This window comes from Amycolatopsis sp. NPDC104775 (assembly GCF_055583325.1).
Map to the genome: position 1 here is coordinate 1,308,354 of NZ_JBVJOE010000001.1, position 24,407 is coordinate 1,332,760.

General features: G+C 68.7%; 18 protein-coding genes and 1 riboswitch. Of the genes, 7 read left to right on the top strand and 11 right to left on the bottom strand.

The window, feature by feature from the left end:
* Nucleotides 1-99 precede the first annotated feature (99 nt).
* Entirely contained in the window at nt 100-1,173 is a 1,074-nt protein-coding gene (locus ACZ63D_RS05710) for a ribonucleotide-diphosphate reductase subunit beta (protein WP_465353130.1), read from the top strand.
* Between the two features lie 126 nt (nt 1,174-1,299).
* On the opposite strand, the gene ACZ63D_RS05715 is transcribed toward ACZ63D_RS05710, so the two are convergent.
* Nucleotides 1,300-1,962 (bottom strand): hypothetical protein, encoded by a 663-nt coding sequence (locus tag ACZ63D_RS05715; RefSeq protein WP_465353131.1) that lies wholly within the window; start codon nt 1,960-1,962, stop codon nt 1,300-1,302.
* A 578-nt stretch (nt 1,963-2,540) separates the two neighbouring features.
* Nucleotides 2,541-2,760: riboswitch (cobalamin riboswitch) on the top strand.
* A gap of 90 nt (nt 2,761-2,850) precedes the next feature.
* Between ACZ63D_RS05715 and metE the strand changes: the two genes are divergently transcribed.
* The 4 genes from metE (at nt 2,851) to ACZ63D_RS05735 (ending at nt 9,409) form a co-directional block, all read left to right on the top strand.
* Nucleotides 2,851-5,124, top strand: coding sequence for a 5-methyltetrahydropteroyltriglutamate--homocysteine S-methyltransferase (metE, locus tag ACZ63D_RS05720; RefSeq protein ID WP_465353132.1), 2,274 nt, complete (start codon nt 2,851-2,853; stop codon nt 5,122-5,124).
* 141 nt (nt 5,125-5,265) lie between these two features.
* On the top strand, nt 5,266-6,783 hold the full coding sequence (locus tag ACZ63D_RS05725; RefSeq protein ID WP_465353133.1) for a cytochrome P450: 1,518 nt from the start codon (nt 5,266-5,268) through the stop codon (nt 6,781-6,783).
* A 246-nt stretch (nt 6,784-7,029) separates the two neighbouring features.
* A complete protein-coding gene (locus tag ACZ63D_RS05730) occupies nt 7,030-8,883 on the top strand; it encodes a diguanylate cyclase domain-containing protein (protein ID WP_465353134.1) in 1,854 nt (617 codons plus the stop codon).
* A 67-nt stretch (nt 8,884-8,950) separates the two neighbouring features.
* On the top strand, nt 8,951-9,409 hold the full coding sequence (locus tag ACZ63D_RS05735; protein ID WP_465353135.1) for a peroxiredoxin: 459 nt from the start codon (nt 8,951-8,953) through the stop codon (nt 9,407-9,409).
* Here the strand turns inward: ACZ63D_RS05735 and ACZ63D_RS05740 are convergent.
* The 5 genes from ACZ63D_RS05740 to ACZ63D_RS05760 all read right to left on the bottom strand — a co-directional run bounded on the left by ACZ63D_RS05740 (nt 9,354) and on the right by ACZ63D_RS05760 (nt 14,296).
* Nucleotides 9,354-10,256, bottom strand: a complete 903-nt coding sequence (locus ACZ63D_RS05740; protein WP_465353136.1) for a hypothetical protein — start codon at nt 10,254-10,256, stop codon at nt 9,354-9,356. The two genes, ACZ63D_RS05735 and ACZ63D_RS05740, sit on opposite strands and share 56 nt — an antisense overlap.
* A gap of 47 nt (nt 10,257-10,303) precedes the next feature.
* Complete coding sequence (locus tag ACZ63D_RS05745; protein ID WP_465353137.1) at nt 10,304-10,828, bottom strand: GNAT family N-acetyltransferase; 525 nt, start codon at nt 10,826-10,828, stop codon at nt 10,304-10,306.
* A 78-nt stretch (nt 10,829-10,906) separates the two neighbouring features.
* On the bottom strand, nt 10,907-12,103 hold the full coding sequence (locus ACZ63D_RS05750) for an LCP family glycopolymer transferase (protein ID WP_465353138.1): 1,197 nt from the start codon (nt 12,101-12,103) through the stop codon (nt 10,907-10,909).
* Between the two features lie 112 nt (nt 12,104-12,215).
* Complete coding sequence (locus ACZ63D_RS05755; RefSeq protein ID WP_465353139.1) at nt 12,216-13,481, bottom strand: class I SAM-dependent methyltransferase; 1,266 nt, start codon at nt 13,479-13,481, stop codon at nt 12,216-12,218.
* An 89-nt stretch (nt 13,482-13,570) separates the two neighbouring features.
* A complete protein-coding gene (locus ACZ63D_RS05760; RefSeq protein WP_465353697.1) occupies nt 13,571-14,296 on the bottom strand; it encodes an alpha/beta hydrolase in 726 nt (241 codons plus the stop codon).
* Nucleotides 14,297-14,377: 81 nt separating this feature from the next.
* Here ACZ63D_RS05760 and ACZ63D_RS05765 point away from each other — a divergent pair, with 81 nt between their 5' ends.
* On the top strand, nt 14,378-15,106 hold the full coding sequence (locus ACZ63D_RS05765; RefSeq protein WP_465353140.1) for a sugar isomerase domain-containing protein: 729 nt from the start codon (nt 14,378-14,380) through the stop codon (nt 15,104-15,106).
* Between the two features lie 53 nt (nt 15,107-15,159).
* On the opposite strand, the gene ACZ63D_RS05770 is transcribed toward ACZ63D_RS05765, so the two are convergent.
* On the bottom strand, nt 15,160-17,025 hold the full coding sequence (locus ACZ63D_RS05770) for an ABC transporter ATP-binding protein (RefSeq protein WP_465353141.1): 1,866 nt from the start codon (nt 17,023-17,025) through the stop codon (nt 15,160-15,162).
* Nucleotides 17,026-17,260: 235 nt separating this feature from the next.
* Between ACZ63D_RS05770 and ACZ63D_RS05775 the strand changes: the two genes are divergently transcribed.
* Entirely contained in the window at nt 17,261-18,571 is a 1,311-nt protein-coding gene (locus tag ACZ63D_RS05775; protein ID WP_465353698.1) for a glycosyltransferase 87 family protein, read from the top strand.
* Here ACZ63D_RS05775 and ACZ63D_RS05780 read toward each other — a convergent pair.
* From ACZ63D_RS05780 to ACZ63D_RS05795, 4 genes are all read right to left on the bottom strand, one after another.
* The gene (locus tag ACZ63D_RS05780) at nt 18,558-18,767 is read right to left on the bottom strand and encodes a helix-turn-helix domain-containing protein (protein ID WP_003071237.1); all 210 of its coding nucleotides are present in this window, start codon (nt 18,765-18,767) and stop codon (nt 18,558-18,560) included. The genes ACZ63D_RS05775 and ACZ63D_RS05780 overlap by 14 nt on opposite strands.
* 179 nt (nt 18,768-18,946) lie before the next feature.
* A complete protein-coding gene (locus ACZ63D_RS05785; RefSeq protein WP_465353142.1) occupies nt 18,947-20,575 on the bottom strand; it encodes an ABC-F family ATP-binding cassette domain-containing protein in 1,629 nt (542 codons plus the stop codon).
* A gap of 167 nt (nt 20,576-20,742) precedes the next feature.
* Nucleotides 20,743-21,420, bottom strand: a complete 678-nt coding sequence (locus ACZ63D_RS05790; protein WP_465353143.1) for an acVLRF1 family peptidyl-tRNA hydrolase — start codon at nt 21,418-21,420, stop codon at nt 20,743-20,745.
* Between the two features lie 54 nt (nt 21,421-21,474).
* Nucleotides 21,475-24,279: a S8 family serine peptidase gene (locus ACZ63D_RS05795; RefSeq protein WP_465353144.1), complete on the bottom strand. Its 2,805-nt coding sequence runs from the start codon at nt 24,277-24,279 to the stop codon at nt 21,475-21,477.
* Between the last annotated feature and the right edge of the window lie 128 nt (nt 24,280-24,407).

Here is a 24,407-nt window from a genome sequence, read left to right on the forward strand (position 1 = left end):
CGCTCGTACCCGGGACGAGTCGCGGCCTCTGTCGGGGGGTGCGTGTTCGTCCACCCCCCCCCCCCCCCCCCCCCCGACCCCGACTCCAAGGTGACCTGAATGACGAACGTGGAAACGACGGACGCGACCGGCCTCGGCGAAATCGAGGTCGGCGCGGCCCGGATCAACGTCGACGACAAGCGCATGATCAACGCGCGCGCCGACGTCAACCAGCTGCTGCCGATGAAGTACAAGTGGGCCTGGGACAAGTATCTCGCGGCATGCAACAACCACTGGATGCCGACCGAGGTCGCGATGCAGGCCGACATCGCGCTGTGGAAGTCGCCGGACGGCCTCACCGAGGACGAGCGGCAGATGCTCAAGCGCAACCTCGGCTTCTTCGCCACGGCGGAATCGTTGGTGGCCAACAACATCGTGCTCGCGGTGTACCGGCAGATCACCAACCCGGAGTGCCGCCAGTACCTGCTGCGCCAGGCCTTCGAAGAAGCCGTGCACACGCACACCTTCCAGTACATCTGCGAAAGCCTCGGCCTGGTCGAGGGCGAGCTGTTCAACATGTACCGCGAGGTCCCGTCCATTTCGGACAAGGACGCGTGGGCGCTGAAATACACGCAGAACCTGGAGAACCCGGACTTCGAAACCGGCACCCCGGAAGCCGACCAGGCGTTCCTGCGCGACCTCGTGGCGTTCTACGTGATCTTCGAGGGCATGTGGTTCTACACCGGTTTCGCGCAGATCCTGTCGCTGGGCCGGCGGAACAAAATGGTCGGCATCGCCGAGCAGTACCAGTACATCCTGCGCGACGAGTCGATCCACCTGAACTTCGGCATCGACTGCATCAACCAGATCAAGATCGAGAACCCGCACCTGTGGACCGAGGAGTTCCAGGCCGAGGTGCGCGGCATGCTGCAGGAAGCGTGCGAGCTTGAGGTGAAGTACGCCCGCGACACCATGCCGCGCGGCATGCTGGGCCTGTCGGCCGACCTGTGCGAGCAGTACATGCACTTCATCACCGACCGGCGCGCCCAGCAAATCGGCCTGTCCCCGATCTACGGCGAGAACGAGAACCCGTTCCCGTGGATGTCGGAGGCGATGGACCTGAAGAAGGAAAAGAACTTCTTCGAGACGCGGGTCATCGAGTACCAGTCCGGCGGCGCACTGGACTGGGACTGATCCCACCCCGAGTCACCTGCTGAAACTCGGCCGCACCCTGCCCTGGGTGCGGCCGAGTTCGTATGCGGGCACACCGCATTCAGGCTCTGAGCGGACAACCAATCGCATCGCGACCGGGCCTCTTCGCTACTGCAGTGCCGGCACCACTCCCAACGTCGCAAGGTCGTGCGGCTCCACCAGGATCGACCAGCCCAGCATGTGCCCGGATTTCGCATCTACCGTGACGGTGAGCACGTTTCCCCTGGGCGGCTTGCTTCCCCTGGGGATCTTGGCGGCGTACCCCACGAAGTTGCCGGTCATTTGAATCAAGTACACCGGATCGTTGGTCTTGGGCTGCGTTCCGTCAATATGCTTGAGAGCATTGCGATCGGTTTTCACATATCGAATATCGGCCGGACTGCCCTCGCCATTCGCGGCGGCCAGCCTCTTCGCCACACCCAGCAGGTCAGCGGAAGTAGGCGGCGTGACGTTGCTTTCGGCAGACATCTTCTCCGCCTTGTCTACGCAAGGCTTGCGCGTTGCGCCCGTTATGTTTTGCCCGTTTGTGTACATAAGAAATAGATCTGGTCGATCGTTGACCAGTTCCGCTTGAGCGGGATGCCAATTGTTGCCAGTATCCTGGTATTGAAACTTTGAAGAGTTGGCGAAAACTCGAGCACTCGGCACCGTTACCTCGAGCCCATTGTCCGCTTGGCCGCCGAATGCCCCGTTTCCTTCGGAAATACCGACAAGATCCCCATTCTGGCGAATCTCCCAGTTGGGGCTGCCGGGAACCCAGCTGAAGGTCACGTTCTCGCTGGCAAGCTCATGCGCGGACTTGATGTAGAACTCACGGTACGGAGCCCCTGGCCGCTGATCCGCCCAGTACCACAGAAACCCTTTCTCTCGCCCCGGGGGAACTGTACAGCGTACCTGCGGTCATTCCCGCTTCAACCCAGGTGTCCAGGTTGACTGACCGCGCTTGCCTGACTGACACCCGCCGCGAATGTTGTTTGGCCACCAACAACTCCGCACTTTGTCCCGCCTGTCGCACACAAGGAACCGCCGACTGGGTGACAACCCAGTCAACGGATACGCCCTGCGTGCGCAGCGGTTTCGAGCAGAGATGGAAAAATAAGCAGAAAATACGACCCGTCAGTGAGCAATGGCCAGGCGTCAACGGACAGTGCGCCAAAAACATCAGCCGCACCATGCTCGACGTCGGCGAGACGCCAGACAGCACAGGGCAACTCCCCCGTTCGTCTCGCACACGCCGGGTGCGATGTCACCGCCGGACAACGAGCACCTTCCAACGCTCCCCCTGCTCCGGCAAGCAGCACGATCCCTCCCGAACCCTGGGACACCCGCCTCCTGGCCCCGGACCCGGTAAGCTCACCCCCGCCACTGGTTCGCCAGCACGCACCCGCGTTCTGACGAGGCAACAGGGAACCCGGTGCGAATCCGGGACTGCCCCGCAGCGGTATGTGGGAACGAAAGCTGTCACCGCGAACGCGGTAAAGCACTGGGCGCCAGCCCGGGAAGCGACAGCCGGTAGGCACGAGCGATACGCCCACGAGTCCGAATACCTGCCAATGGCACGCACGCCGACGGCGTGCGTGAGTCCGGGCCTCGCGGGACAAGGCACGACCGAAGCACCGCGTTTCCGCGTGCCCGGACTCTTCCGGCGAGCACGTGAGGATGCATGCTGTGAACACGATCGGCACCACGATTCTCGGCTACCCCAGAATCGGCCCGGCCCGCGAACTCAAACGGGCACTCGAGGCCTACTGGTCGGGAAAGAGCCCTGAGGAAGAACTGCGAGCCACCGGACGACTCCTTCGCGAGCGAACCTGGACGACCCTCCGCGACCAAGGCCTCGATTCGATCCCGTCCAGCACTTTCTCCCTCTACGACCACGTACTGGACACCGCGGCGCTCTTCGGCGCACTGCCGGAACGCTTTACCCGGCTAGGCCTGTCGCCGCTGGACACCTACTTCGCCGCCGCGCGCGGGGTACCGGACGCGCCCGCACTCGAAATGACGAAGTGGTTCGACACGAACTACCACTACCTAGTCCCGGAATTGGGCCCGGACACCCGGTTTTCCCTCACCGGCACCGCATCGATCGACGAGGTCCGCGAGGCCCGCGCGCTCGGGATCACGCCGCGTCCGGTGCTCGTCGGACCGGTCACCTTTCTCCTGCTGGCCAAGCCGACCGTACCCGGGTTCGCGCCCCTGGAACTGCTCGACGAACTGCTGCCCGCCTACGCCGATTTGCTGGGCCAACTGGCCGACGAGGGCGTCGAATGGGTCCAGTTGGACGAACCAGCGTTCGCCGCGGACCGGACGACTCCGGAGTTCAACGCGCTCACCCGCGCCTATCACTGGCTGGCCAAGGAAAAACACCGCCCGAAGCTGCTGGCAGCCGGGTACTTCGGCGGGCTCGGCCGGGCGCTGGGCGTACTGGCCCGCTCCCCTGTCGAAGCGGTCGCAGTGGACCTGGTCACTGAAAAGTCCTTTGTAGACAAAGTAGTGGCGGAAGGCGCGTTGCGGGACAAGGAAGTCCTTGCCGGAGTCGTGGACGGCCGCAACGTCTGGCGCACGGATCCAGACCTCGCACTGGCCCGCGCGACCCAGCTGAAGGACACCGCGGCTCACGTGAGCATCTCGACGTCGTGCTCGCTGCTGCACGTGCCCTACGACGTGGCAGCAGAGACAGATCTCGACCCGCGCCTGAAAACCTGGCTCGCCTTCGCACAGCAGAAGGTGGACGAGGTCGTCCTGCTCGGCCGGGCACTCCGCGGCGAGGACGTGGATCTCGGCCCCGCGCGGGCCGCGGTCGCCGATCGGGCCGGGGCCGCGGAGGTGAACGACGCCGACGTCCGGGCTCGTGTCGCGGCGCTCCGCCCGGAGGACACCGTCCGCGCCCCGTACGCGGAACGTGCTGCGGCGCAACAAAAATCCCTGAACCTTCCGCCGCTGCCAACCACCACGATCGGCTCCTTCCCGCAGACCGGCGAGGTACGCCGAGCCCGAGCCGCGCACCGCGCGGGCAAACTTGACGACACTGGCTACCGCGACGCGATGCGCGCCGAGATCGAGCGTGTCGTGCGGTTGCAGGAAGACCTCGGCCTCGACGTCCTCGTGCACGGCGAACCCGAACGCAACGACATGGTCCAGTACTTCGCCGAGCAGTTGACCGGGTTCGCAGCGACCGCGTCCGGCTGGGTCCAGTCGTACGGCTCCCGGTGCGTCCGGCCGCCCATCTTGTTCGGCGATGTCTCCCGGCCGGAACCGATGACTGTCGAATGGACGCGGTACGCGCAAAGCCGCACCGACCGGCCGGTGAAGGGCATGCTGACCGGTCCGGTCACGATCCTGGCGTGGTCGTTCGTCCGCGACGACCAGCCGCTGGCCGACACCGCGCGCCAGGTCGCGCTGGCCGTCCGGGACGAGGTCGCCGACCTTGAGGCGGCCGGGATCCGCATCGTGCAGGTCGACGAACCCGCGCTGCGCGAACTGCTTCCGCTGCGCGCGGCGGAGCGCGAGGCGTACTTCGGCTGGGCAGTGCCCGCTTTCCGGCTGGCCACCTCGGGCGTCGCGGAAAGCACGCAGATCCACACGCACATGTGCTACTCGGAGTTCGGTGACGTGCTGCCCGCGATCGACGCCCTCGACGCCGACGTCACCAGCATCGAAGCCGCCCGCTCGAAGATGGAAGTGCTCGCCGACCTGAACGAAGCGGGCTTCGGCCGCGGCGTCGGGCCAGGGGTGTACGACATCCACTCGCCGCGCGTGCCGGACCGGGACGAGATGGCCGGTCTGGTGCGCACGGCGCTCGGCGCGGTTCCGGCGGAGCGGCTGTGGATCAACCCGGACTGCGGCCTCAAGACCCGTGACTACGCCGAGGTCGAACCGGCGCTGCGGCATCTGGTCGGCGCGGCCCGGGAACTGCGCGCCGAACCTCGCTGACCCCACTGGTGCCGGGCGGCGCGACCAGCCGCCCGGCACCAGTCCGAGGATCACCCGAACGGCAGCCCCCAAGGTATTGTCATCCCGTCAATAACACGGGACCGTAGACGCGGCCGATACCCTGGCCGGGAGGTGGTCGTCATGGCGGACGTGACCGGAAACCCGAGTACCCCGACGACACCCGGCGCGCTCGGCAGCCTCGCCCACGCCGGGAGCGACGGCGTCACCCGGCTCTCGGAAAACCTCCGCGGCCGGATCCCGCCGCTGACCGCGATCCCGTTGCCGCGCAAGGTGGACGAACGCTGGCTCGGCGCACGCTGGCCGGTCCGCGAGCTCGCCGCACCCCCGGCAGGCAGCGGCCTGAAACCAGTGCTCGGCGACGACGGCCCGCCGCTGATCGGCCACACCCTCGACGGGATGCGCTTCGGCCTGGAGTTCAGCCTGCGCCGCTTCGAGCAGTTCGGCCCGGTGTCGTGGATGGGCGTGTTCGGCCAGCGGATCGTGTCGCTGTCCGGGCCCGAGGCCACTCAGGCCGCGCTCGTGAACAAGGACAAGGCGTTTTCCCAGGAGGGCTGGAAGTTCTTTATCGAGCGGTTCTTCGAGCGCGGGCTCATGTTGCTCGATTTCGGCGAGCACCACCTGCACCGCCGGATCATGCAGGAGGCGTTCACCCGCGACCGGCTCCGCGGCTACGTCGCGCAGATGGGCCCGGCGCTGCGCGAAGGCGTGGCCGCGCTGCCGTCCGGGCGGCCCCAGCTGTACTGGGCGTTCAAACAACTGACGCTGGACGTCGCGACCCAGGTGTTCATGGGCATGCGGTCGGCCGCCGACGCCGAGCGCATCAACCGCGCGTTCGTGGCCGCTGTGCGCGCCGGTACCGCCGTGGTGCGGTATCCGGTGCCTGGCGGGCGCTGGGCCGCGGGTTTGCGCGGCAGGCGGACACTGGAGCGCTATTTCGGCGAGAACCTGGCGGCGAAGCGCGACGCGGACGGCGACGATCTGTTCTCCGCGCTCTGCCACGCCGTCTCCGAGGACGGCGACCGGTTCAGCGACGCCGACATCGTCAACCACATGATCTTCCTGATGATGGCCGCGCACGACACGACCACCATCACCGCCAGCGCGATGGCCTACTACCTCGCGAAACACCCGGAATGGCAGGAGCGGGCGCGCGAGGAGTCGCTGCGGCTGGGCGACGACCTGCCGGACCTCGAAGCGCTGGAAAGCCTCGAAACGCTGGACCTCGTCATGAAGGAGGCGCTGCGGCTGCGCGCGCCGGTGCCGTCGCTGGCGCGAAAGACCACAAAGGACACTTCGGTCCTCGGCCATTACCTGCCGGAAGGCACGATGGTCGCGGTCTCGCCGACGCTGAACCACTACTCCCCCGAACACTGGACCGATCCGCTGCGCTTCGATCCCGAGCGGTTCGGCCCGGACCGCCGCGAGGACAAATCGCATCGGTTCGCGTGGATGCCGTTCGGCGGCGGCGCGCACAAGTGCATCGGGCTGCAGTTCGGCGGCCTGGAGGTGAAGGCGCTCATGCACGAGCTGCTGCGGGCGCACCGCTGGTCGGTGCCCGAGGACTACGTGGCCAAGTGGGACTACGTCTCGCTTCCGGTGCCCGCCGACGGACTGCCGGCCCGGCTGGCCTATCGTTGACGGCCGCCGAGCCGGACAGAAAGGTCAACAGCTGGAGACAAAACCGCAGTACAAGCCACCTTCGTGTACTCAAGGTGACTTGATGTCACCAGTTGTGTAGTGCCCATCACTCGTTCAGCCGGTAGACACCCTGTTTGGTCCGTGATGCCGTGGCATCACTTGCGGCCAACTCGTACCCAGTGTGGGTCTTCGGATCCTCCGCACCGGGCCTGAGCTGGTCTTTGTCCGCGTATGAAGAGGTGGAGTGTGCCGGAGCCTGGTGCCAGGCCAGGGTTGGTCGACGTCGCGCGCAAGTACGCCGCGGCGCTGACTGACACCAACGGAGTAACGCTCCCGCCCGCCGAGGTGGAGCGGCTGCTGCTCGACTTCGCCGGCGAGGTCGCCGCGCGCCCCGAGGACACCGGCGCGACGCGGCGGTTCACCGCGCTCTTCTCGTCCGCGCCGCTCGGCATCGCGCTGACCGACCCGTCCGGGACCGTCGTCGAGGCGAACGGCGCGCTGGCCCGGCTGCTCGGCACGTCCACGACCGCGTTGCGGGACAAGCACATCGCGGATCTCGCCGCGGGCCCGCAGGACGCCGAACGGCTGCGCGCCGCGCTCGACGCCCTTCCGCTCGCCGCCGGCGCCCGCCGGACCGTCCAGAGCGTGCAGCTCGGCCACAGCCGCGACGGCGAGCTCACCACGAACGTCACGCTCGCGACGCTTCCCGGGGACCGGCCCGAAACGTACTTCCCGGTGTTCATGGCGGCCGATGACGACGACCTGCACCTGCTCGGCGAACGGCTGCGGCACCAGAACCTGCACGACGCGCTGACCGGACTGCCCAACAGCGCCGCCTTCACCGCCCAGCTGGAACGCGCGCTCGGCTCCGGCGGCTCCGAGGAGATCGCCTTGCTGTACCTGGACATCGACGGGTTCAAGGTGATCAACGACGGGCTCGGCGCCGGCATGGGCGACCTGGTGCTGAAGGCGATTTCCAGGAAACTGGAATCAGTGTTCGCCGGTCAGCACGAGGGCTACGTAGCGCGGCTGTCCGGCGACGGCTTCGCGGTGCTGCTGCGCGGCCCGGAACTGACCGCCCGGGAAACGGTCGTGCTGGCGGACCGGGTGCTGGACGAACTCAGCGAGCCGGTGTACGTCGACGAACACGGCATCGGCGTCAGCGCGAGCATCGGGATCGTCGTGCGCCCGGCGAACGAAGGCAGCCACGGCGACCTGCTGCGCGCGGCCGAACTGGCACTGCACCGCGCCAAGGAGGCGGGCAAGGCGCAGTGGATGCTGTTCGATCCGGAGCTCGACGCGCGAGACCGCAATCGCTACCAGCTCGGCGCGGTGATCGCCGGTGCGCTGGAAAACGGCGAGTTCTCGCTGAACTACCAGCCGACGGTCAAACTCGCGAAGCCGGACGAGATCGCCGCGGTGAACGCCGGCCTGCTCTGGCACCACCCCGAACGCGGCGAACTCGGCCCCGAGGAGTTCTACCCGCTCGCGCAGACCACCGGCATGACCGTGCCGCTCGGCAAATGGCTGCTGCAGGAATCGCTGGGCGCGACCGCCCGCTGGCGCGAACGGTACGGCCCCGCCGCACCGGACGTCTGCATCCGGCTGCCGAAGCGGCTGGCCATCGACCCGGATCTGGTGCTGCTGGTCAAAAACCAGCTCGACCGGCACCGCCTGCCCGCGCGAGCGCTGCGGCTGTGCACCGACCGCGCGTCGATCTTCGACGGCGACGGCGAGGTCCTCGACTCGTTCACCGTGCTCGCCGACCTCGGGGCGCAGCTCGTGCTCACCATCTCCGGATCGTCCGACCTGGAACTGATCCCGCGCTACCAGCTGCCGGTCAAGCACGTGATCCTGAGCGGCCCCGTCGTCGACGCCCTGGCCGGAGAAGACCCGGCCGAGACCGACGTACGGCACCTGGCGCAGCTGGTCACGCGGGCGAAGGAACTGGGCCTGCGCATCGGAGCGGAGGGCGTGCGCGACGCGGCCCACGCCGAACGCCTGCGGGAACTGGGCGTACTGGCAGCGCGGGGTTCGTTCGTGGCTGAGTCCGCGACGGGTGACGAGGTCGACGAGATGATCGCCCGGCACGCCAGCTGACCCATCCGCCGCCCGCTCGGCTCCGAACTACCGGGCACGACGACCTTTCTGGAAGGACCTCTCCACGATGCAGCCCGGCGACCTCGCCCCCGACTTCACCCTCCCCGACGACCAGGGCGTGGAACGCACCCTGTCGGCCCTCCTCGCCGACGGCCCGGTCGTGCTGTTCTTCTACCCCGCCGCCATGACCTCCGGCTGCACCGCGGAAAGCTGCCACTTCCGGGACCTCGCCGCGGAATTCGCCGAAGCGGGCGCGCAACGCGTCGGCATCAGCCCGGACGCGGTCGGCAAACAGCGCGAGTTCTCCGCCAAGCACGGGTTCGACTATCCGTTGCTGTCCGATGTGGACGGTGCGGTGGCGAAGCAGTTCGGCGTCTGGCGCAAAATCCTGCCCCTGCACACGAAACGGCAGACGTTCGTGATCGACACGGACCGGCGGGTGCTGGACGTGATCAAGAGCGAACTGAACTTCACGGCGCACGCTGATCGGGCGTTGAAGGTGCTTCGGGAGCGGGCGGAAGCCTGACCGGCGTGCTGAACCCCGTCGCCAGGAAAATGATTCCGGACGGGAGCAGATAGACGAAGAACCAGAAAAACCCGATCACAGAGAAAGCGACGAGCGCCGTGCCTGCCACGAGACAGGAAGCACGGAACTGCAGGGGGCCGATCGCGAAAACCGGCACGGCGGCGGCGAGGGTGAAGAACCAGTAGACACCGGCGGTGCCGTCCGAGACATTCGGCGAGGTGGCGATCACGACGCTCGCCAGTACTGCCAGAGCCGCTCCGGCGACCGCCCATCCCCGGCGGGAAGCGGAGAGACAGCCCCGGACGGCCGCGGGTCGGGAAGGCCACCGCCGGGTCAGCAGCCGGGCCGCGGCCACCAGGACCAGCGCCAGCAAACTCACCCCGGCCATGATCGCGACGCCAGCGACCGCGGGGCCGGACACCGCGGCCTCCTCGGCCAGCAACGGCCCGCCTTCGCAGGAAATCGTCGCTCTTACCTCACGCTCGCTGAAAACGGACGTGAGGTAAGCGAACGCACGGCCGTCGTGGACGACCTGCTGCGGCGGATTGCGAAACCCGGCAGGGGACTCCCCGCTGCCTTCCAGGCCCGGCCACAACTGATTCCCCACCGAGAACCGGCATGCTCCGCCGATTTTTCGGTCTTGATTATCTTGAAACAGTCGATAAGTAACCCCCGGATTCATCTCCAGGGTGAGCACGGATCCCGGACCGGCTGCCGGATTCGCCGCACGCTCGGCGGTCCCGGTTCCCTGTGCGCGCGCGAACGGTCCGCACAAAACCGTCAACGCGATCAACCCGAACGGCAGCGAATACCACCACGCCGAAGCACGCCGACGGATTTTGTCCACGATTTCAGCCTAACCGCGGGCCGGGTGGCACGCGACGGTCATTCCGGTCATTCCGGCCGATCAAGCCGCCACACTACATTCACCCCGCTACAAGCCGACGGAATCACTCCCTCAGCCTTCTCCTCCCGCACCTTCGAAAACCCCAGCCGAGCCGGAACGGCACCGCTGCGCACATTCTCCGAATCGTGCTTGATCACCACGTGCGTAGCGTCCAGCCGCCAAGCCAAATCCACCAGCAACGCACCAGCCCGAGTCACAAACCCCTTGCCAGTCTGGGTTTTCGCCAGCCAGTACCCGATCTCCCACCCGTCTTCACGGCGCATCAGCCCGCAGCTGCCCGCCATTTCGCCGTCCGGGGAGAAGATCGCGTAGTTGTATTCCTCGCCGCTTTCCCACTGCGCGGCCGCGCGCGCGAGGAACTCGTCTCCCTTGGCCTGGTCGTACCCATCCACCGCCCAGGGCATCCAGGCGGCCAGGTGGGCCAGGGATCCCACCACAGCCGCCACTTGCGCGTCCCGATGTTCCGGGCGCCAGCGAACGAGGGTGATCACGCCGTCGGTGAGAGTGTCCATGCGAGCCATCCTGACAGCAGAAACGGCGGCAGGCTCGCGAATTTCAGCGAAAGCCTGCCGCCGTCCCGGGGCTGAGCGTCAGTTCATCACGATGTCGGGCGGCACCTCGGTGTCGTTCTTCAACGCATCGAACAGCTGCGCCGACTTCTTCTTGTCCCAGTGCTGCGCCGAAGCGTCAGTCAGCGGCACCGTCGTGGTCGTGACCCCGTCGGAGGAGATGCCGCGCATCGCGATCGCCAGCCCGGCCAGGTTGTGCACGTGGTCGCCGGTGTCCATGGTCAGCGCGTCCGGCGCCGAGCCCAGCAGGGGGAAGAAGTCGAACGGGTTCAACAGGGTCCCCGGGCTCGCGACCTGGCTCACCAGCGCGCCGATGAACTTCCGCTGGTTCGCCACCCGGTCGAGGTCCGAGCGCGGCGTCGCGTCGGCGTGCCGCATCCGGACGAAGCCGAGCGCCTGACGGCCGTCGAGTTTCTGGCAGCCCTTGGGGATGTCGATGCCGGTCATCGGGTCGTTCATGTCCTTGTCGATGCACATGTCGACCCCGCCGATCGCGTCGACGATGTTCGCGAACCCGCCGAAGCCGATCTCCGCGTAGTGGTCGATCCGCAGCCCGGTGGCCTGCTCGACCGTCTGGACCAGCAGTTTCGGCCCGCCGAGCGCGAACGCGGCGTTGATCTTGCTCGTGCCGTGGCCGGGGATCTTCACCTGCGAGTCGCGCGGCAGGCTCAGCAGCGTCGGCTTGGTCGAGTTGTCCGGCAGGTGCGCGATCATGATGGTGTCGGTGCGCTGCCCGCCCGCCTCGCCGGTGTCGCCGGTGGCCAGCCGCTCCTCGTCCGCCTCGGACAGGCCCTGGCGGCTGTCCGACCCGACGATCAGCCAGTTCGTGCCCGACGCCGCGGCCGGGCGCCCGGAGTAGTCGCCGATGGCGTCCACCCGGTTGATGCTGAATTCCAGATACGCCCAGATCGCGCCGACGAACAGCACGAACACGATCAGCAGCGTCATCAGGATCTTGCCGACGCTCCACCGGCGGCGTCGGCGCGGCCGCGGCTGCCTGCCCCCGTACTCCGGCGGGTCCTGCCGCGGCGGTGCGGGCGGCGGCGGGGCCGGGGCCTCGCCGCGAGCGCCCATCGGCCGGGTGCGGCCGTCGTAGGGGCTCTGCCCTCTTCCCGGCAGCGGCAGCATCTGCGCCCGCTGCTGCTGGCGCGGGCGTGCGGGGGGCTGCGGTGGCCGGGGCGGCATCCGCCGCCTGCCGTCGTCGCCTCCGTACGTCATGGGCCTGTCTCCCCGATCCGGTGGTGCGCGTGACCGCACAGGATCCTGCGCGGTCCTCCTGCGGTGGACGTGCGGCACCCTACGCGGGTTGTCCCGGCGGGGAGAGGTCGCCTCAGCGCGGGTCGGCGAACCCGAACTGGTGGACCTTCAGATGCCCCGACCGGAACCCGGCCTCGGAGTAGGCGAGGTAGAACTCCCACATCCGCCGGAACACGTCGTCGAACCCGAAGCCGCGGATGTCGTCCCAGCGCTGCTGGAAGCGGTCCCGCCACAGCTTGAGCGTGCGGGCGTAGTCCTGGCCGAACTCGCGCATCCCGGCCAGTTTCAGCCGGGTGTTCTCCCGCATCCCGTCCTCGATCGCCTGCACCGACGGGATGATGCCGCCGGGGAAGACGTACTTGTGGATCCACGTGTAGGACTTCGCCGAGGCCAGCATCCGGTCGTGGTCCATGGTGATCGCCTGCAGGCCGAACCGCCCGCCCGGGCGCAGGCGCTTGCCGATCGTGGAGAAGAACGTGGGCCAGTAGGACGCGCCGACCGCCTCGATCATCTCGACGCTGACCACCGAGTCGTACTCGCCGGTGGCCTCGCGGTAGTCGCACAGCCGCACGTCGACGCGGTCGGAGAAGCCCGCTTCGGCGATCCGGGCGTCCGCGAGCACCTTCTGCTCCTGCGAGATGGTCAGCGACGTGACCTTCGCGCCGCGAGAAGCCGCGCGGATGGACAATTCACCCCATCCGGTGCCGATCTCCAGCACCTCGCTGCCTTCGCGCACGCCCGCGTAGTCGAGCACGCTGTCGAGCTTGCGGTGCTGCGCCTGGGTGAGGGTGTCCCCAGGGCCGAACAGCGCCGAGGAGTACATCATCGACTCGTCCAGGAACGCGCTGAACAGGTCGTTCGACAGGTCGTAGTGCCGGTGGATGTTCGACCGGGCGCCCTCGATCGTGTTCTCTTCCGCCGACGGCTGCACGCGCTCGGCGAACCGGCGGAACCGCTGCAGGAACGGCGGTACGAGCGTGGCGAGCCGCTCGGCGAACGGCGTCAGCACGCCGGCCAGGTCTTCCGCGGTCCAGTCGCCGACCAGGTACGCCTCGCCGAAGCCGATCTTCGCGTCGGCTCCGAGCCGGTGGAAGAACGCCGCGGGCCGGTGGATGCGCATCTCCGGCGCGTCCGGGCCGCCCGCGCCGAGGACCGTGCCGTCCGGGAAGGTCACCCGCACGTCCAGCGATTTCACCGCGTGCCGGAACAGCGCCTCGGCCGCGCGCGCCCGCAACGGCGAATGCGGCGGCGTGGCGAGGCCGGGCCATCGGGATTCGTCGGGCACCGGCTGCGAGACCAGCTGCGAGACCACTGTCGGATCGACTCGTGACGTGGACAAGACACTCCCTCCGAACGGGCTTTCGAGCCCTTCCCCATGATATTCCCGCTTCGTCCCCGTCGCCCTCGCGACCGGGCCGCGCCCTCCGGTTACCCGGGAATGCGCAGCCGGTCGGCAGAGGGGCGGGACCAGGCCTGACGAAGAGTCTCGTCCGTCTCGCCCACTCCGATCCGGTCCAGTGTGAAAGCACACATCAGCCGGGTCCAGACCGCGGGACGGCGGAGCATCGAATGGCCTTCGCCGGCGATCTCGAACCGCGCCACCAGGTCGGTGACCTCGCGGGCGCGCGCGGCGAAGGCGTAGGACTCGGCGGGCGAGGTCATCCGGTCGCGGGTGCCGTGCGCGATGAGGACCGCCCGGCCCGCCACGGCGTCCACCGGCTCGCCCTGCGGCGTCCACGGGGCCATCGCGCACACCCCGGTCACCGCCGGATCGTCGGCGACCCGGAGCGCGACCCGGCCGCCCATGGAATGGCCGACGAGGACCACCGGGAGCCCGGGATGGTCGGCGCGGATGCGTTCCAGCGCCCAGCGAGCGTCCGGGATCGGGCTTTCCGTCCGCCCGTTCCAGCCGTACAGCCGGTTCCGCATCAGCCGGACTTCGAGGCCGTGCCGCTTCCCGGCCCGGTGCAGCGAGCGGGCCAGCGGCACCATCCGCTGATACGCCAATCGCCACGGCTGGACGACCGCGGTGCTGCGTTCGGCCCCGCCGTGCAAGACGAGCGCCACCGCGCGGGTCTGCCCGGGGGCCCGCCACGTCCGCACGGCCGGATCCGTCCGGCCGTTCTGCCGTTTCCCGTTCACCGGCACCCCCATTTCGATCAACCCCACGGTAATCCACCACGAAGCGTGTCCACCCGATAGATTCGGTGCCCGGACCCGCGAGGAAGGGCAGGTGTGGTGAGCGCCACGGATCTCGTGAAGAACACTTCGGACCAGCTTGCGGCGGCCGCGGAGGCCAACGCCGCGCAGGTGTCCGCCGCCGCCGATCTGCTGCTGGGGGTGATCCGGGCCGACGCGCTGGTCTTCACCGCCGGCGCCGGGCACTCGCTCGCGGCAGTCGCCGAGACGTTCTATCGTGCGGGCGGCCTCGCCTGCGTGTATCCGCTGTACCACCCGGAACTGCTGCCGCTGCACGGCGCGCAGCACAGCACGCGCACCGAGCGCCGTTCCGGGCTCGCCGAGGAAGTCCTGGCCGATCGCGCGCCGGGGCCGGACGACGTGCTGGTCGTGTTCTCCACGTCCGGCGTGAATCCGTACCCGGTCGAACTGGCCGCCGGAGCGCGCCGCCGGGGCGCCGCGGTGATCGCCATGACGTCGCGGGCCTGCGTGGCCGCCGCGCCGCGCCGGTCGGCCACGACGCTGGTCGAGGAAGGCACGGTGGTGCTGGATTCGCTGGTGATTCCCGGCGATGCCAGCTATCCGGCGTCCGCGCCGCGCACCGGGCCGATGTCCACTGTGGTCAACGCGTTCCTGTGGAACCTGATCCTGGCCGAGGTTTACGACCGCGGCACCGCCGAAGGGCTCGACGTTCCGCTGTGGCGCAGCTCCAATGTGGAGGGCGGCGACGCGGCGAACGCGGCGCTGCTGGCCAAGTACGAACCGCGAGTGCCTGCCCTGCGCTGAGGACGTGGTGAGTGCTGGCGCCGGTGAGAACCGGCGCCAGCACTCACGAGCCCTTACGCCGCAGCCGGTTCTTCCGAGAACTGCGTGTGGTACAGCTCCGCGTACCGGCCTTCCAGCGCCAGCAATTCCTCGTGCGTGCCGCGTTCCACGATGTCCCCGTTTTCCACCACCAGAATCAGATCCGCCGCCCGCACGGTCGACAGCCGGTGCGCGATCACCAGCGACGTCCGTCCCTCCAGCGCGCCGGTGAGCGCTTCGCCCACCGCGGCCTCGGATTCCGAATCCAGGTGCGCGGTCGCCTCGTCCAGCACCACGACCTTCGGCTGCGCCAGCAGCAACCGCGCGATGGTGAGCCGCTGCCGTTCCCCGCCGGAGAGCCGGTAGCCGCGTTCGCCGACGGTCGTGTCCAGTCCGTCCGGCAGCGAACGCACCAGGTCGCTCAGCCGGGCCTTCTCCAGGGCGGCCCAGATCTCGTCGTCCGCGACGCCCGGGCGCGCGTAGCTCAGATTGGCGCGGATCGTGTCGTGGAACAGGTGGCCGTCCTGGGTCACCACGCCGACGGTTTCGCGCAGCGAAGCGAAACTCAGGTCTTTGACGTCCACATCGGACAGCCGGACCGCACCGGCGTCCACGTCGTACAGCCGCGGCAGCAGCGAAGCGATCGTCGACTTGCCCGCGCCGGACGAACCGACCAGCGCGACCATCTGCCCGGCCTCGGCGCGGAAGCTCACGCCGTGCAGCACCTCGTCGCCGCCCCGGCTGTCCAAAGTGGCCACATCCTCCAGCGACGCGAGCGAGAACTTGTCCGCCGCCGGGTAGCCGAACCGGACGTCCGCGAACTCGACCGAAACCCCGCCCTCGGGCAGCTTCTTCGGCTCGGCCGGTTCCTTGATCATCGGCTCCAGGTCCAGCACCTCGAAAACGCGCTCGAACGACACCAGCGCGGTCATCACGTCCACGCGCACGTTCGCGAGCGCGGTCAGCGGGGTGTACAGCCGGGTCAGCAGCAGCGCGAGCGCCACCACGGTGCCCGGTTCGAGCTTCCCGGTGAGCGCCAGGTAGCCGCCGAGGCCGTAGACCAGCGCCTGGGCGAGCGCGGACACGAGCGTCAGGCTCGTCATGAACCAGCGCGTCAGCATCGCGGTCCGCACGCCGATGTCGCGCACCCGTCCGGCGCGCAGCCCGAAGTCGGCGACCTCCTGGCGCGGGCGGCCGAAGAGCTTCACCAGCGTGGCGCCCGGCGCGGAGAAGCGTTCGGTCATCTGCGTGGTCATCCCGGCGTTGAGCTGCGCGGCCTCGCGCTGCAGCCCGGCCATGCGGTGGCCGAGCCGCCGGGCGGGCAGTACGAAAATCGGCAACAGCACCAGCGCCACGAGCGTGACCTGCCAGGAGAGCGACAGCATCACCACCAGCGACAGCGCCAGCTGGATCACGTTGGTGACCAAACCGGACAAAGTCGCGGTGAACGTGCGCTGCGCGCCGATCACGTCGTTGTTGAGCCTGCTGACCAGCGCACCGGTGCGGGTGCGGGTGAAGAAGGCGATGGGCAGCTTCTGCACGTGCTCGAACACCGCCACGCGCAGGTCGTAGATGATGCCCTCGCCGATCCGCGAGGACTGCCAGCGTTCGGCGAGGCCGAAACCGGCGTCGAGGATCGCGAGCGCCGCGATCACCACCGACAGCCAGACCACCACGTTCAGCTCGTGCCCGCCGACGATCGCGTCGACCACCTTGCCCGCGAGCACCGGCGTCGTCACGGCGAGCACCGCCGAGATCACGGTGAGCACCAGGAAGGCCAGCAGCCGTTTCCAGTGCGGCCGGGCGAACCGCGCGACGCGGCGCAGAGTGCCCCGGGTCAGCGCTTTCGGCGCGTCGCCCGCCCGCATCGCGGAGCTCAGCAGCGCCCAGGTGTTGTCCATTGGAGTGTCCCCCAGCTCGTGAAAACCTCTAGATTAGTTGAACTTTTTTCCGGAGATGCCCTGCACAACACCGGGACGCCCGGCATTCTTCCCGACGCCGGAGTGCACCTCCAAGCGACTCCGGCTTCCGCGGGGGCCGCTGGACCGGGCCGGGGCACGGACGGGGCGGCCCGGCTCGGTAGCCTGGCGTTTCGGGGTCGGCGAACCGGGGGAGGAAACGCGGGTGCAACTGCTGATGGCCCCTGCGCGCGGCGAAGCGGCTCACCCCGTGCGCGTCGCCGCGTGGGATCTCGTCTTTTATCTCGGCTGCTTCGCGTTCGCGCTCGGCACCGCACTCGCTTCGGAGTTCTACGGCTACCGGATCTGGGGCAATTTCGCCGTCGCCGGATACGGATTGGCGGCCGCGCACAGCGCGTGGCTGACGATTTCCGCGCGCCGCGGAATGCAAACTAACGGCAAATTCGGATCGCGCTGGATCGGTATCGGCGCGGTTGTCGTTCTCGCGATGTGCGCGCCCTTGCTGATGCTCGTGATCCGGCGGCTGACCGGAACGGACTGGCTGATCACCCCGTTCTCCTGGGCCTCCCAGCCCGAGGTGTGGGTGATCGAACGCAGCGCGGATCTGTTGCTGCGCCACGGAACCCCCTATGTCGACCTCGCCTCGCTCAACCGCGCTCCGGTGGTGAACGACTACACGCCGTACGGCCCGGTGATGACCGTTTTCGGGCTGCCGCGCGCGTTGTTCGGCGGAAATCCGGTCCTCGACGCGCTGACCGACGCGCGCTGGATGTTCGCGCTCGCCGCGGTGATCTGCACGTACGCGTCCTGGCGGCTGCTGAACCGGCCCCGGATCCCGGTTTTCGCCGCGCAGCTCGCGATCGCCTGTCCGCTGACCGCGCTGACCTGGGCAGTCGCTGGTCCGGACCTCGCGATCGTCGGCCTGCTCGTGCTGAGCTTCGCGCTCGCCGCGGCGGGGCGTCCAGGATGGACTGGGTTCGTGCTGGCGCTGGTGATCAGCGCGAAACTCATCGTCGCGCCAGCGGCCGCGGTGCTCGCGGTATTCGTTTACCGGCGTGCTCGCGGCGAAAACCCCTGGGCGGCAACAGGTCGCTTCGCGGCCGCGCTGGCCGCGACGACGATCGCGCTGCACCTGCCGGTGTATCTGGCGAATCCGGAGGCGTTCACCGAGCACGTGATCCGCTTCCCGCTCGGCATGGGCGCGGTCCGCTCCCCCGCGGCGAGCCCGCTGCCCGGGCATCTGATCGCGCAGGCCGGACCGGCCGGCACCGCGATTTCCCTGGCACTGGTGGGTGTTGCGGCAGTGGCGATGCTGCTCTGGCTGGCACGCCGGCCCCCCGCGACGGGATCCGCCGCACTGACGCGAACCGCCGTCGGACTCGGCGCGTTGATCCTGCTTACCCCGGCCACCCGGTACGGCTACCTCGTGTACCCGCTGGTACTCCTCGGCGCCGCGCTGACCTTCCGGGCCTCCGGACCGACCGTGCGCCCCCCGCGCAACGGCCGCGCTGACGCTACTTCTTCTTGACTCGCGTGGCCCCGCCGCGCCCCCGCAGCTGGACCCCGGACTCCGACAGCACCCGGTGGACGAACCCGTAGGACCGTCCGGTGGATTCCGCCAGCGCCCGGATGCTCGAGCCCTTCTCGTATTTTTTCTTCAGGTCAGCGGCCAGCTTGTCGCGCGTGTTGCCGGTGATCCGCGCGCCTTTCTTGAGATCAGCCACGTCGATCGCCTTCCCGCCGAGTGGTTGTTCCGGGCCATTCGCGGCCCCTGCCGGGGCAATGATCGAACACTACGCGCCGGATTGCCAGACGACAGCCGTAAAACGATCGAAACCGCGATCACATTGGGCCATTCCAGTGCTTTGCCCGATACGGTCAGCACCCGAACGGACGCACTCGGTCAGGCAAGCTGGACAAGTTCGAGATAATCCGCGGACCAGTGGTCCTCGGTTCCGTCCGGAAGCAGGATCACGCGCTCGGGTTCGAGCGCCTCGACCGCGCCCGGGTCGTGCGTCACCAGCACGACCGCGCCGGCGAAGCTGCGCAGCGCGTCGAGAACCTGCGCGCGGCTGGCCGGGTCGAGGTTGTTCGTCGGTTCGTCCAGCAGCAGCACATTGGCTTGGCTGGACACGAGTCCAGCGAGTGCGAGCCGGGTCTTCTCGCCGCCGGAGAGCGTTCCGGCGGGCTGGTCGAGCTGTTCGCCGGTGAACAGGAACGAGCCGAGCAGGTTCCGCAGCTCCTGCGCGCCGGTGTCCGGCGCGAGATGGCGGATGTTTTCCCACACCGACGCTTCGTGGTCGAGAGTTTCGTGTTCCTGTGCGTAATAGCCCAACCGCAATCCGTGACCCGGTTCGACGGATCCGGTGTCCGGCGTTTCCATTCCGCCGAGCAGCCGGAGCAAGGTCGTCTTTCCGGCGCCGTTCAATCCGAGCACGACGACCTTCGAGCCGCGGTCGATCGCCAGATCGACGCCGGTGAAGATCTCGAGCGAACCGTACGACTTGGACAATCCGTCGGCGGTGAGCGGCGTGCGCCCGCACGGGGCCGGTTCCGGGAACTTGATCCGGGCGACCTTGTCCGCCTGGCGCGTCTCGTCGAGCGAGGACAGCATCTGCTCCGCGCGCCGCGCCATGTTCTTCGCCGCGACGGCCTTGGTCGCCTTCGCGCCGAGTTTCGCGGCCTGCGCCTGCAGCGCGGACGCCTTCTTCTCGGCGTTCGCGCGCTCGCGGCGGCGGCGCTTCTCATCGGTGGCGCGCGCGTCGAGGTAGCGCTGCCAGCTCATGTTGTAGATGTCGATCTCGCCGCGCGTGGCGTCGAGGAACCACACCTTGTTGACGACGTCGCCGAGCAGCTCGACGTCGTGGCTGATCACCACGAGACCGCCGTCGTGCTGCTTGAGGAAGCCGCGCAGCCAGTTGATCGAGTCGGCGTCGAGGTGGTTGGTCGGCTCGTCCAGCAGCAGGATCGTCTCGGATTTGCCGCCGGCGCCCGCCTCGGCGGCGGCGAACAGGATCCGCGCCAGCTCGACGCGGCGGCGCTGACCGCCGGACAGCGTGCTGAGCGTCTGGGCGAGGACGCGGTCGGCGAGGCCGAGGTTCGAGCAGATCCGCGCCGCCTCGCTCTCCGCGGCGTACCCGCCGAGCGAGGAGAACCGTTCCTCGAGCCGCGCGTAGCGGTTGATCGCCTTGTCCCGCTGCTTGTCGTCGACCAGCTCGGACATCGAGGTCTGCGCCTTTTCCATGTCGCGCAGCAGGGTGTCGAGGCCGCGCGCGGACAGCACGCGGTCCTTCGCGGTGACCGACAGGTCGCCCTCGCGCGGGTCCTGCGGCAGATAGCCGAGTTCGCCGCTGCGTCGGACGTCGCCGGCGTGCGGTTCGCCCTCGCCCGCGAGGACTTTCAGCGAGGTGGTCTTGCCCGCGCCGTTGCGGCCGACGAGGCCGATGCGGTCGCCGGACTGGATGCGGAGGGTGGCGCCGTTGAGCAGGATGCGCGAACCGGCGCGCAGCTCAAGGCCAGTGGCCGTGATCAAGGAAACTCCCGGAGACGGGGGCGGTCAGATGGACGTGCTGGAGCGCCCCGGCACCGCGTGCGATGCGGGGCGGGCGGCTACTCTCTCTGAATCCGCACCAATGCCCTGTTGACCACGAACCCAGTGTACGGGTAGGCGTCGAACGGTTTTCGCGGCCGTGTCCGGATTCACTCGCGTTCCGCTGTCGGGTCCCTCACCACCAGCTCCACCGCGCGCGCCCGCTGCGCGGCTTCGGCCAGGACGTCGCGGCGGGGTTCGGGGATCTCCAGCACGCGGGGCTCGGCCCGGTCGAACAGCTTGGCGAGCCGGCGGTCGGTGCGCAGTTCGTCCAGCGCCCGGCGATCTCCACCGAGCACTACAGCGTCCACTTCGGACAGTCTGGGCATCAGGACCTCGTACGCGTCCTCAGCGGCCGACTGCAGTGCGGCTCGGGTCTGGCCTTCGCGGCGGCGCGCGAAGCGTTGCTGCGACCAGCCGCCTGCCGCGGTCCGGCCCTGCACGTGGTGGTGACCGGTCCGGGAAAGGACGATGCGGCCGTCGTAGGCGAGCCCGAGCGAGTGCCCGCCTTTTCGGATCAGCAGCAGGGCGATCAGCCGCGGTGTTCGCACGTGGTGCAGCAGTGGTTCGACGGCCAGCCCCGGGTATTCGCCTTGAGTTCGCAATGGTCCAAACGGGACAGTCGCGGTGACCGCTGTTCCGTTTTCCGCCTCGACCCGGACCTGTGTCGCGGCGAGAACCGTGGTGCGCACGCCGTCGTTGCGTTCGGCGAATCGCGCGAACCAGCCGTCGAGTCGTTCGGGCGGGACTTCCACCGCCCGTCCGCCGCCTGCGACCTGCCGTGCCATGCCGGGAACGGTACGGGGCCGCCGCGCGGTGCGACGGCCCCGCCTCGCTCAGGGTCAGGCGAGCTGAGGCCGCACCGGCCCCGTGGTCACCGTTTTGTGCGCGTCCGCCGGGCGGCCGGTCGCCATGTACCCGTTGACGTGCAGCGAAACGCTGCGGATCGAACCTGTGTCGCCGCCGGTGGTGTCGACGACCTTGAACGTCCACGTGCCGTCCGCCGAAGTGCCCGGCTGGCTCTGCGGCGTGACCGGCCGGTAGGTGCCGGTGAACGGCGCGTCCGCGGATCCGGTCGTGCTGAACAGCTTGGTCGCGGAGTCATCGAAGACCACCTGGCAGAGATTGTTGCCGCTGCCGCCGCCCTTCTGGAACAGCGTCGCCGTCGCTCCGGACGGCGAGGTCAGCGTGCCGACCAGGTCGTTGACGTAGGTGTGGTCGATGCCGACCGTGGTCGCCTTTTCCGCCGTGGTGCAGGTGCTGCCGTCGATCGAAAGCGACACCTTTGACGCCGGTCCGATGCCGCTCACCACGAGCGGAACCGACGCGCCGAGCGGCGAGTTGTCCGGGATCGCGACCGCCGGGCCGGCGTAGGCGAACACCTGCGAAACCGGCGACGGCGTGCCGACCGGCAGCGCGAACGTGCTGGTGCGCGGCGAATACGCGCCCGCGAAAGTCACCTTGGCGTTGAGCACCACCGGTGCGCCGAGCTGCTGGCTGGCCGGGACTGTGACGGTGAAGTCGTTGATTCCGGTCTGCCCGGGGCTGATCGTGCCGTACGACTTCGCCCGCGGCTCGATCGTGACGCCCGGAGTCGCCGAGGTGAGCACGACACTCGTGGACACCGCGGTGCCGTCACCGGTGTTTTTCACCGGCAGCGTCACGGTCGCGGTGTCGCCGGGATTGAGCGTGCTGCCGCCGTTGGGTCCGCGGACTGTCGGCTGTCCCGCCTCCGCGTACGGCTGCGGGCTGGCTCCGGTGTACGCCAAGACCTTGTCCGCCAACAACACTCCGGCACCGGTGAGGTTGTCCGTGCCCGGCGCTTCGATGTCCACGGCGGTTTTCAGGAAAGCCTCGCGAAGGTCCGAAGAGGACAGTCCGGGGTTGCCGGACAGGACCAGGCTCGCGATCGCGGCCGCGTGCGGCGCCGCGGCCGAGGTGCCGAAGAACGGATCGAAGCCGCGCACCGAGGTGTGCACGCCGTCCGCAGCGGTGATCTCCGGCTTCTGCCGTACTTCTCCGCCGGTCGACGACACGTTGCCCGGCGTGATCGGCGTGCCGTTGGCTTCGTAGAACACGCGCCGAGGACCGTCCGAGCTGAACCGCTCCGCCTTGCTGGCCGCCGAGTACGCCGCCGGATACGGACCGGTCGGGTTCGCCGGATCGCCCGGTTCGAGCGGCCGCCCGAACGCCGCCTCGGCCGGCGCCGCCGCGACCGCGAACGCCTTGCGCGCCGCGGCGTGGCCCACGACCGCGCCCGGCGTCGAGTACGCCTTGAGCCCGTCCGCGGAATCGCGGAACCGGCTGCCGAACGCCGTCAGCGAGAGATACCGGGCGGCCCCGGAGAACTTCACCACGGCCAGCCGCAGCCCGGTGCCGCCGAACAGCGGGGTGGCGAGCTGCTCGTACGGGTCCTGGGTGCCGTTCTGGACGTCCTGGCTGAAGCTCACGACGTTGCCGCGGGCGTCGAGAAGGTAGAGGTCGTAATCGTCCGCCGCCGCGCCGAGCGGGTCGGACCAATGCAGTGTCACCGGGATGCTGGCCGACGACGCGTCCGAGATCGGCTCGAACACCTGCTTTCCGACCGCGCCGGCGAAGTTGTGCGCCGTGCCGGCGAACTTGCCGATCGGGACGCCCGAATCGACGAAGTCGCCTTCCCAGTGCGCCGCGGTGCCGTCGGCGACGTTGCCCTCATTGCCCGCGGAAGAGAAGTAAAACGCGCCGTCGGCCGTCACGTCGTTCACCGCTTGCGCGATGATCCAGTCCTGGAACGGGGATTCCTTGAAGTAAATGACGTCGTCGACGATGACGTCGCAATGCGCTTCGAACCGGAGTTTGCGGATGTTGTCGGCGAAACTCGCGTCCGAGGTGAATGCCGTCGCGAAACCGAGCTTCGCGTTCGGGGCGAGATCGTGGATGATCTCCAGCATCGCGGTGCCCTCGTCGCCGCTCCCGGCTTGCCCGGTCAGGACATCGACCGCCGGAAGCTCGCCTTTGGTGCGGGAAACCTCCAGGGAATCGACACCGTCGGACAGCGCGCACGCCTTGACTCCGGTGCCGGTCACGCCGAATTGCTGGCGCGCGGTGTCCGCGTTGTGCGCCCGGTCTCCCGCGCTGACGACCTGGGTTGTGGTCCCGATGGCTTCCTTGAGCTGCCGATCGATGCGATCAGCCTTCTGCTGCTTGGTTTCCGGGTCTTCTTTGTTCACCCGCTGCCGCGCCGTCATCGCTTGATCCGCGGTTTCGACGTGCTTAACGTCGCCGCGCTGCGCGATCTCCGGCAGTGCGGTCAGCGGCACCTCGGCGCGGATGCTCGCCGCCGTGCTCGACACCGCGCGCACCTCGGCCCCGGCCTTGCGCAGGTCGCTGACGAGCATGTCGCTGACCTTCGTCACGCGGAGGTCGACCAACGCCTTGTCCGCGCCCTTGGCGATTCCCGGCAGCGCCTCGGCGCTCAGGCTCCGCGTGCGCATCTTCTCCTGGACGAGCAGCTTGCTGTCTATTTTGGACTCAGCAGCGGTCTGTCCCGCTTTCACCGCCTGCAAAGCGGCGATCTGACTGTTCGCCGTGGAGTCCACAGTGGACTCCTGCGCTTCCGCGAGGGGCGGGGTCGCCAGCCCGGCGACGAGCACCGCCGCGGCGACCACGCCCGTCCGTCTTCTTGTCGAGGCTCCAGGGGAACGGGTACGACGCACGTGCGCCTCCGATCTCACACCGCGTGCCCCGACTCACGCTGGCCAACGCCGGTGATCACCGGCTCGATCCAGCTAAGTAC

Bases quoted from the DNA above. Each gene is read 5' to 3' on its own strand.
- ACZ63D_RS05710 (WP_465353130.1), top strand. From the start codon at position 100: ATGACGAACGTGGAAACGACGGACGCGACCGGCCTCGGCGAAATCGAG.
- metE (WP_465353132.1), top strand. From the start codon at position 2,851: ATGCATGCTGTGAACACGATCGGCACCACGATTCTCGGCTACCCCAGA.
- ACZ63D_RS05725 (WP_465353133.1), top strand. From the start codon at position 5,266: ATGGCGGACGTGACCGGAAACCCGAGTACCCCGACGACACCCGGCGCG.
- ACZ63D_RS05735 (WP_465353135.1), top strand. From the start codon at position 8,951: ATGCAGCCCGGCGACCTCGCCCCCGACTTCACCCTCCCCGACGACCAG.
- ACZ63D_RS05745 (WP_465353137.1), bottom strand. From the start codon at position 10,828: ATGGACACTCTCACCGACGGCGTGATCACCCTCGTTCGCTGGCGCCCG.
- ACZ63D_RS05750 (WP_465353138.1), bottom strand. From the start codon at position 12,103: ATGACGTACGGAGGCGACGACGGCAGGCGGCGGATGCCGCCCCGGCCA.
- ACZ63D_RS05760 (WP_465353697.1), bottom strand. From the start codon at position 14,296: ATGGGGGTGCCGGTGAACGGGAAACGGCAGAACGGCCGGACGGATCCG.
- ACZ63D_RS05770 (WP_465353141.1), bottom strand. From the start codon at position 17,025: ATGGACAACACCTGGGCGCTGCTGAGCTCCGCGATGCGGGCGGGCGAC.
- ACZ63D_RS05775 (WP_465353698.1), top strand. From the start codon at position 17,261: ATGGCCCCTGCGCGCGGCGAAGCGGCTCACCCCGTGCGCGTCGCCGCG.
- ACZ63D_RS05790 (WP_465353143.1), bottom strand. From the start codon at position 21,420: ATGGCACGGCAGGTCGCAGGCGGCGGACGGGCGGTGGAAGTCCCGCCC.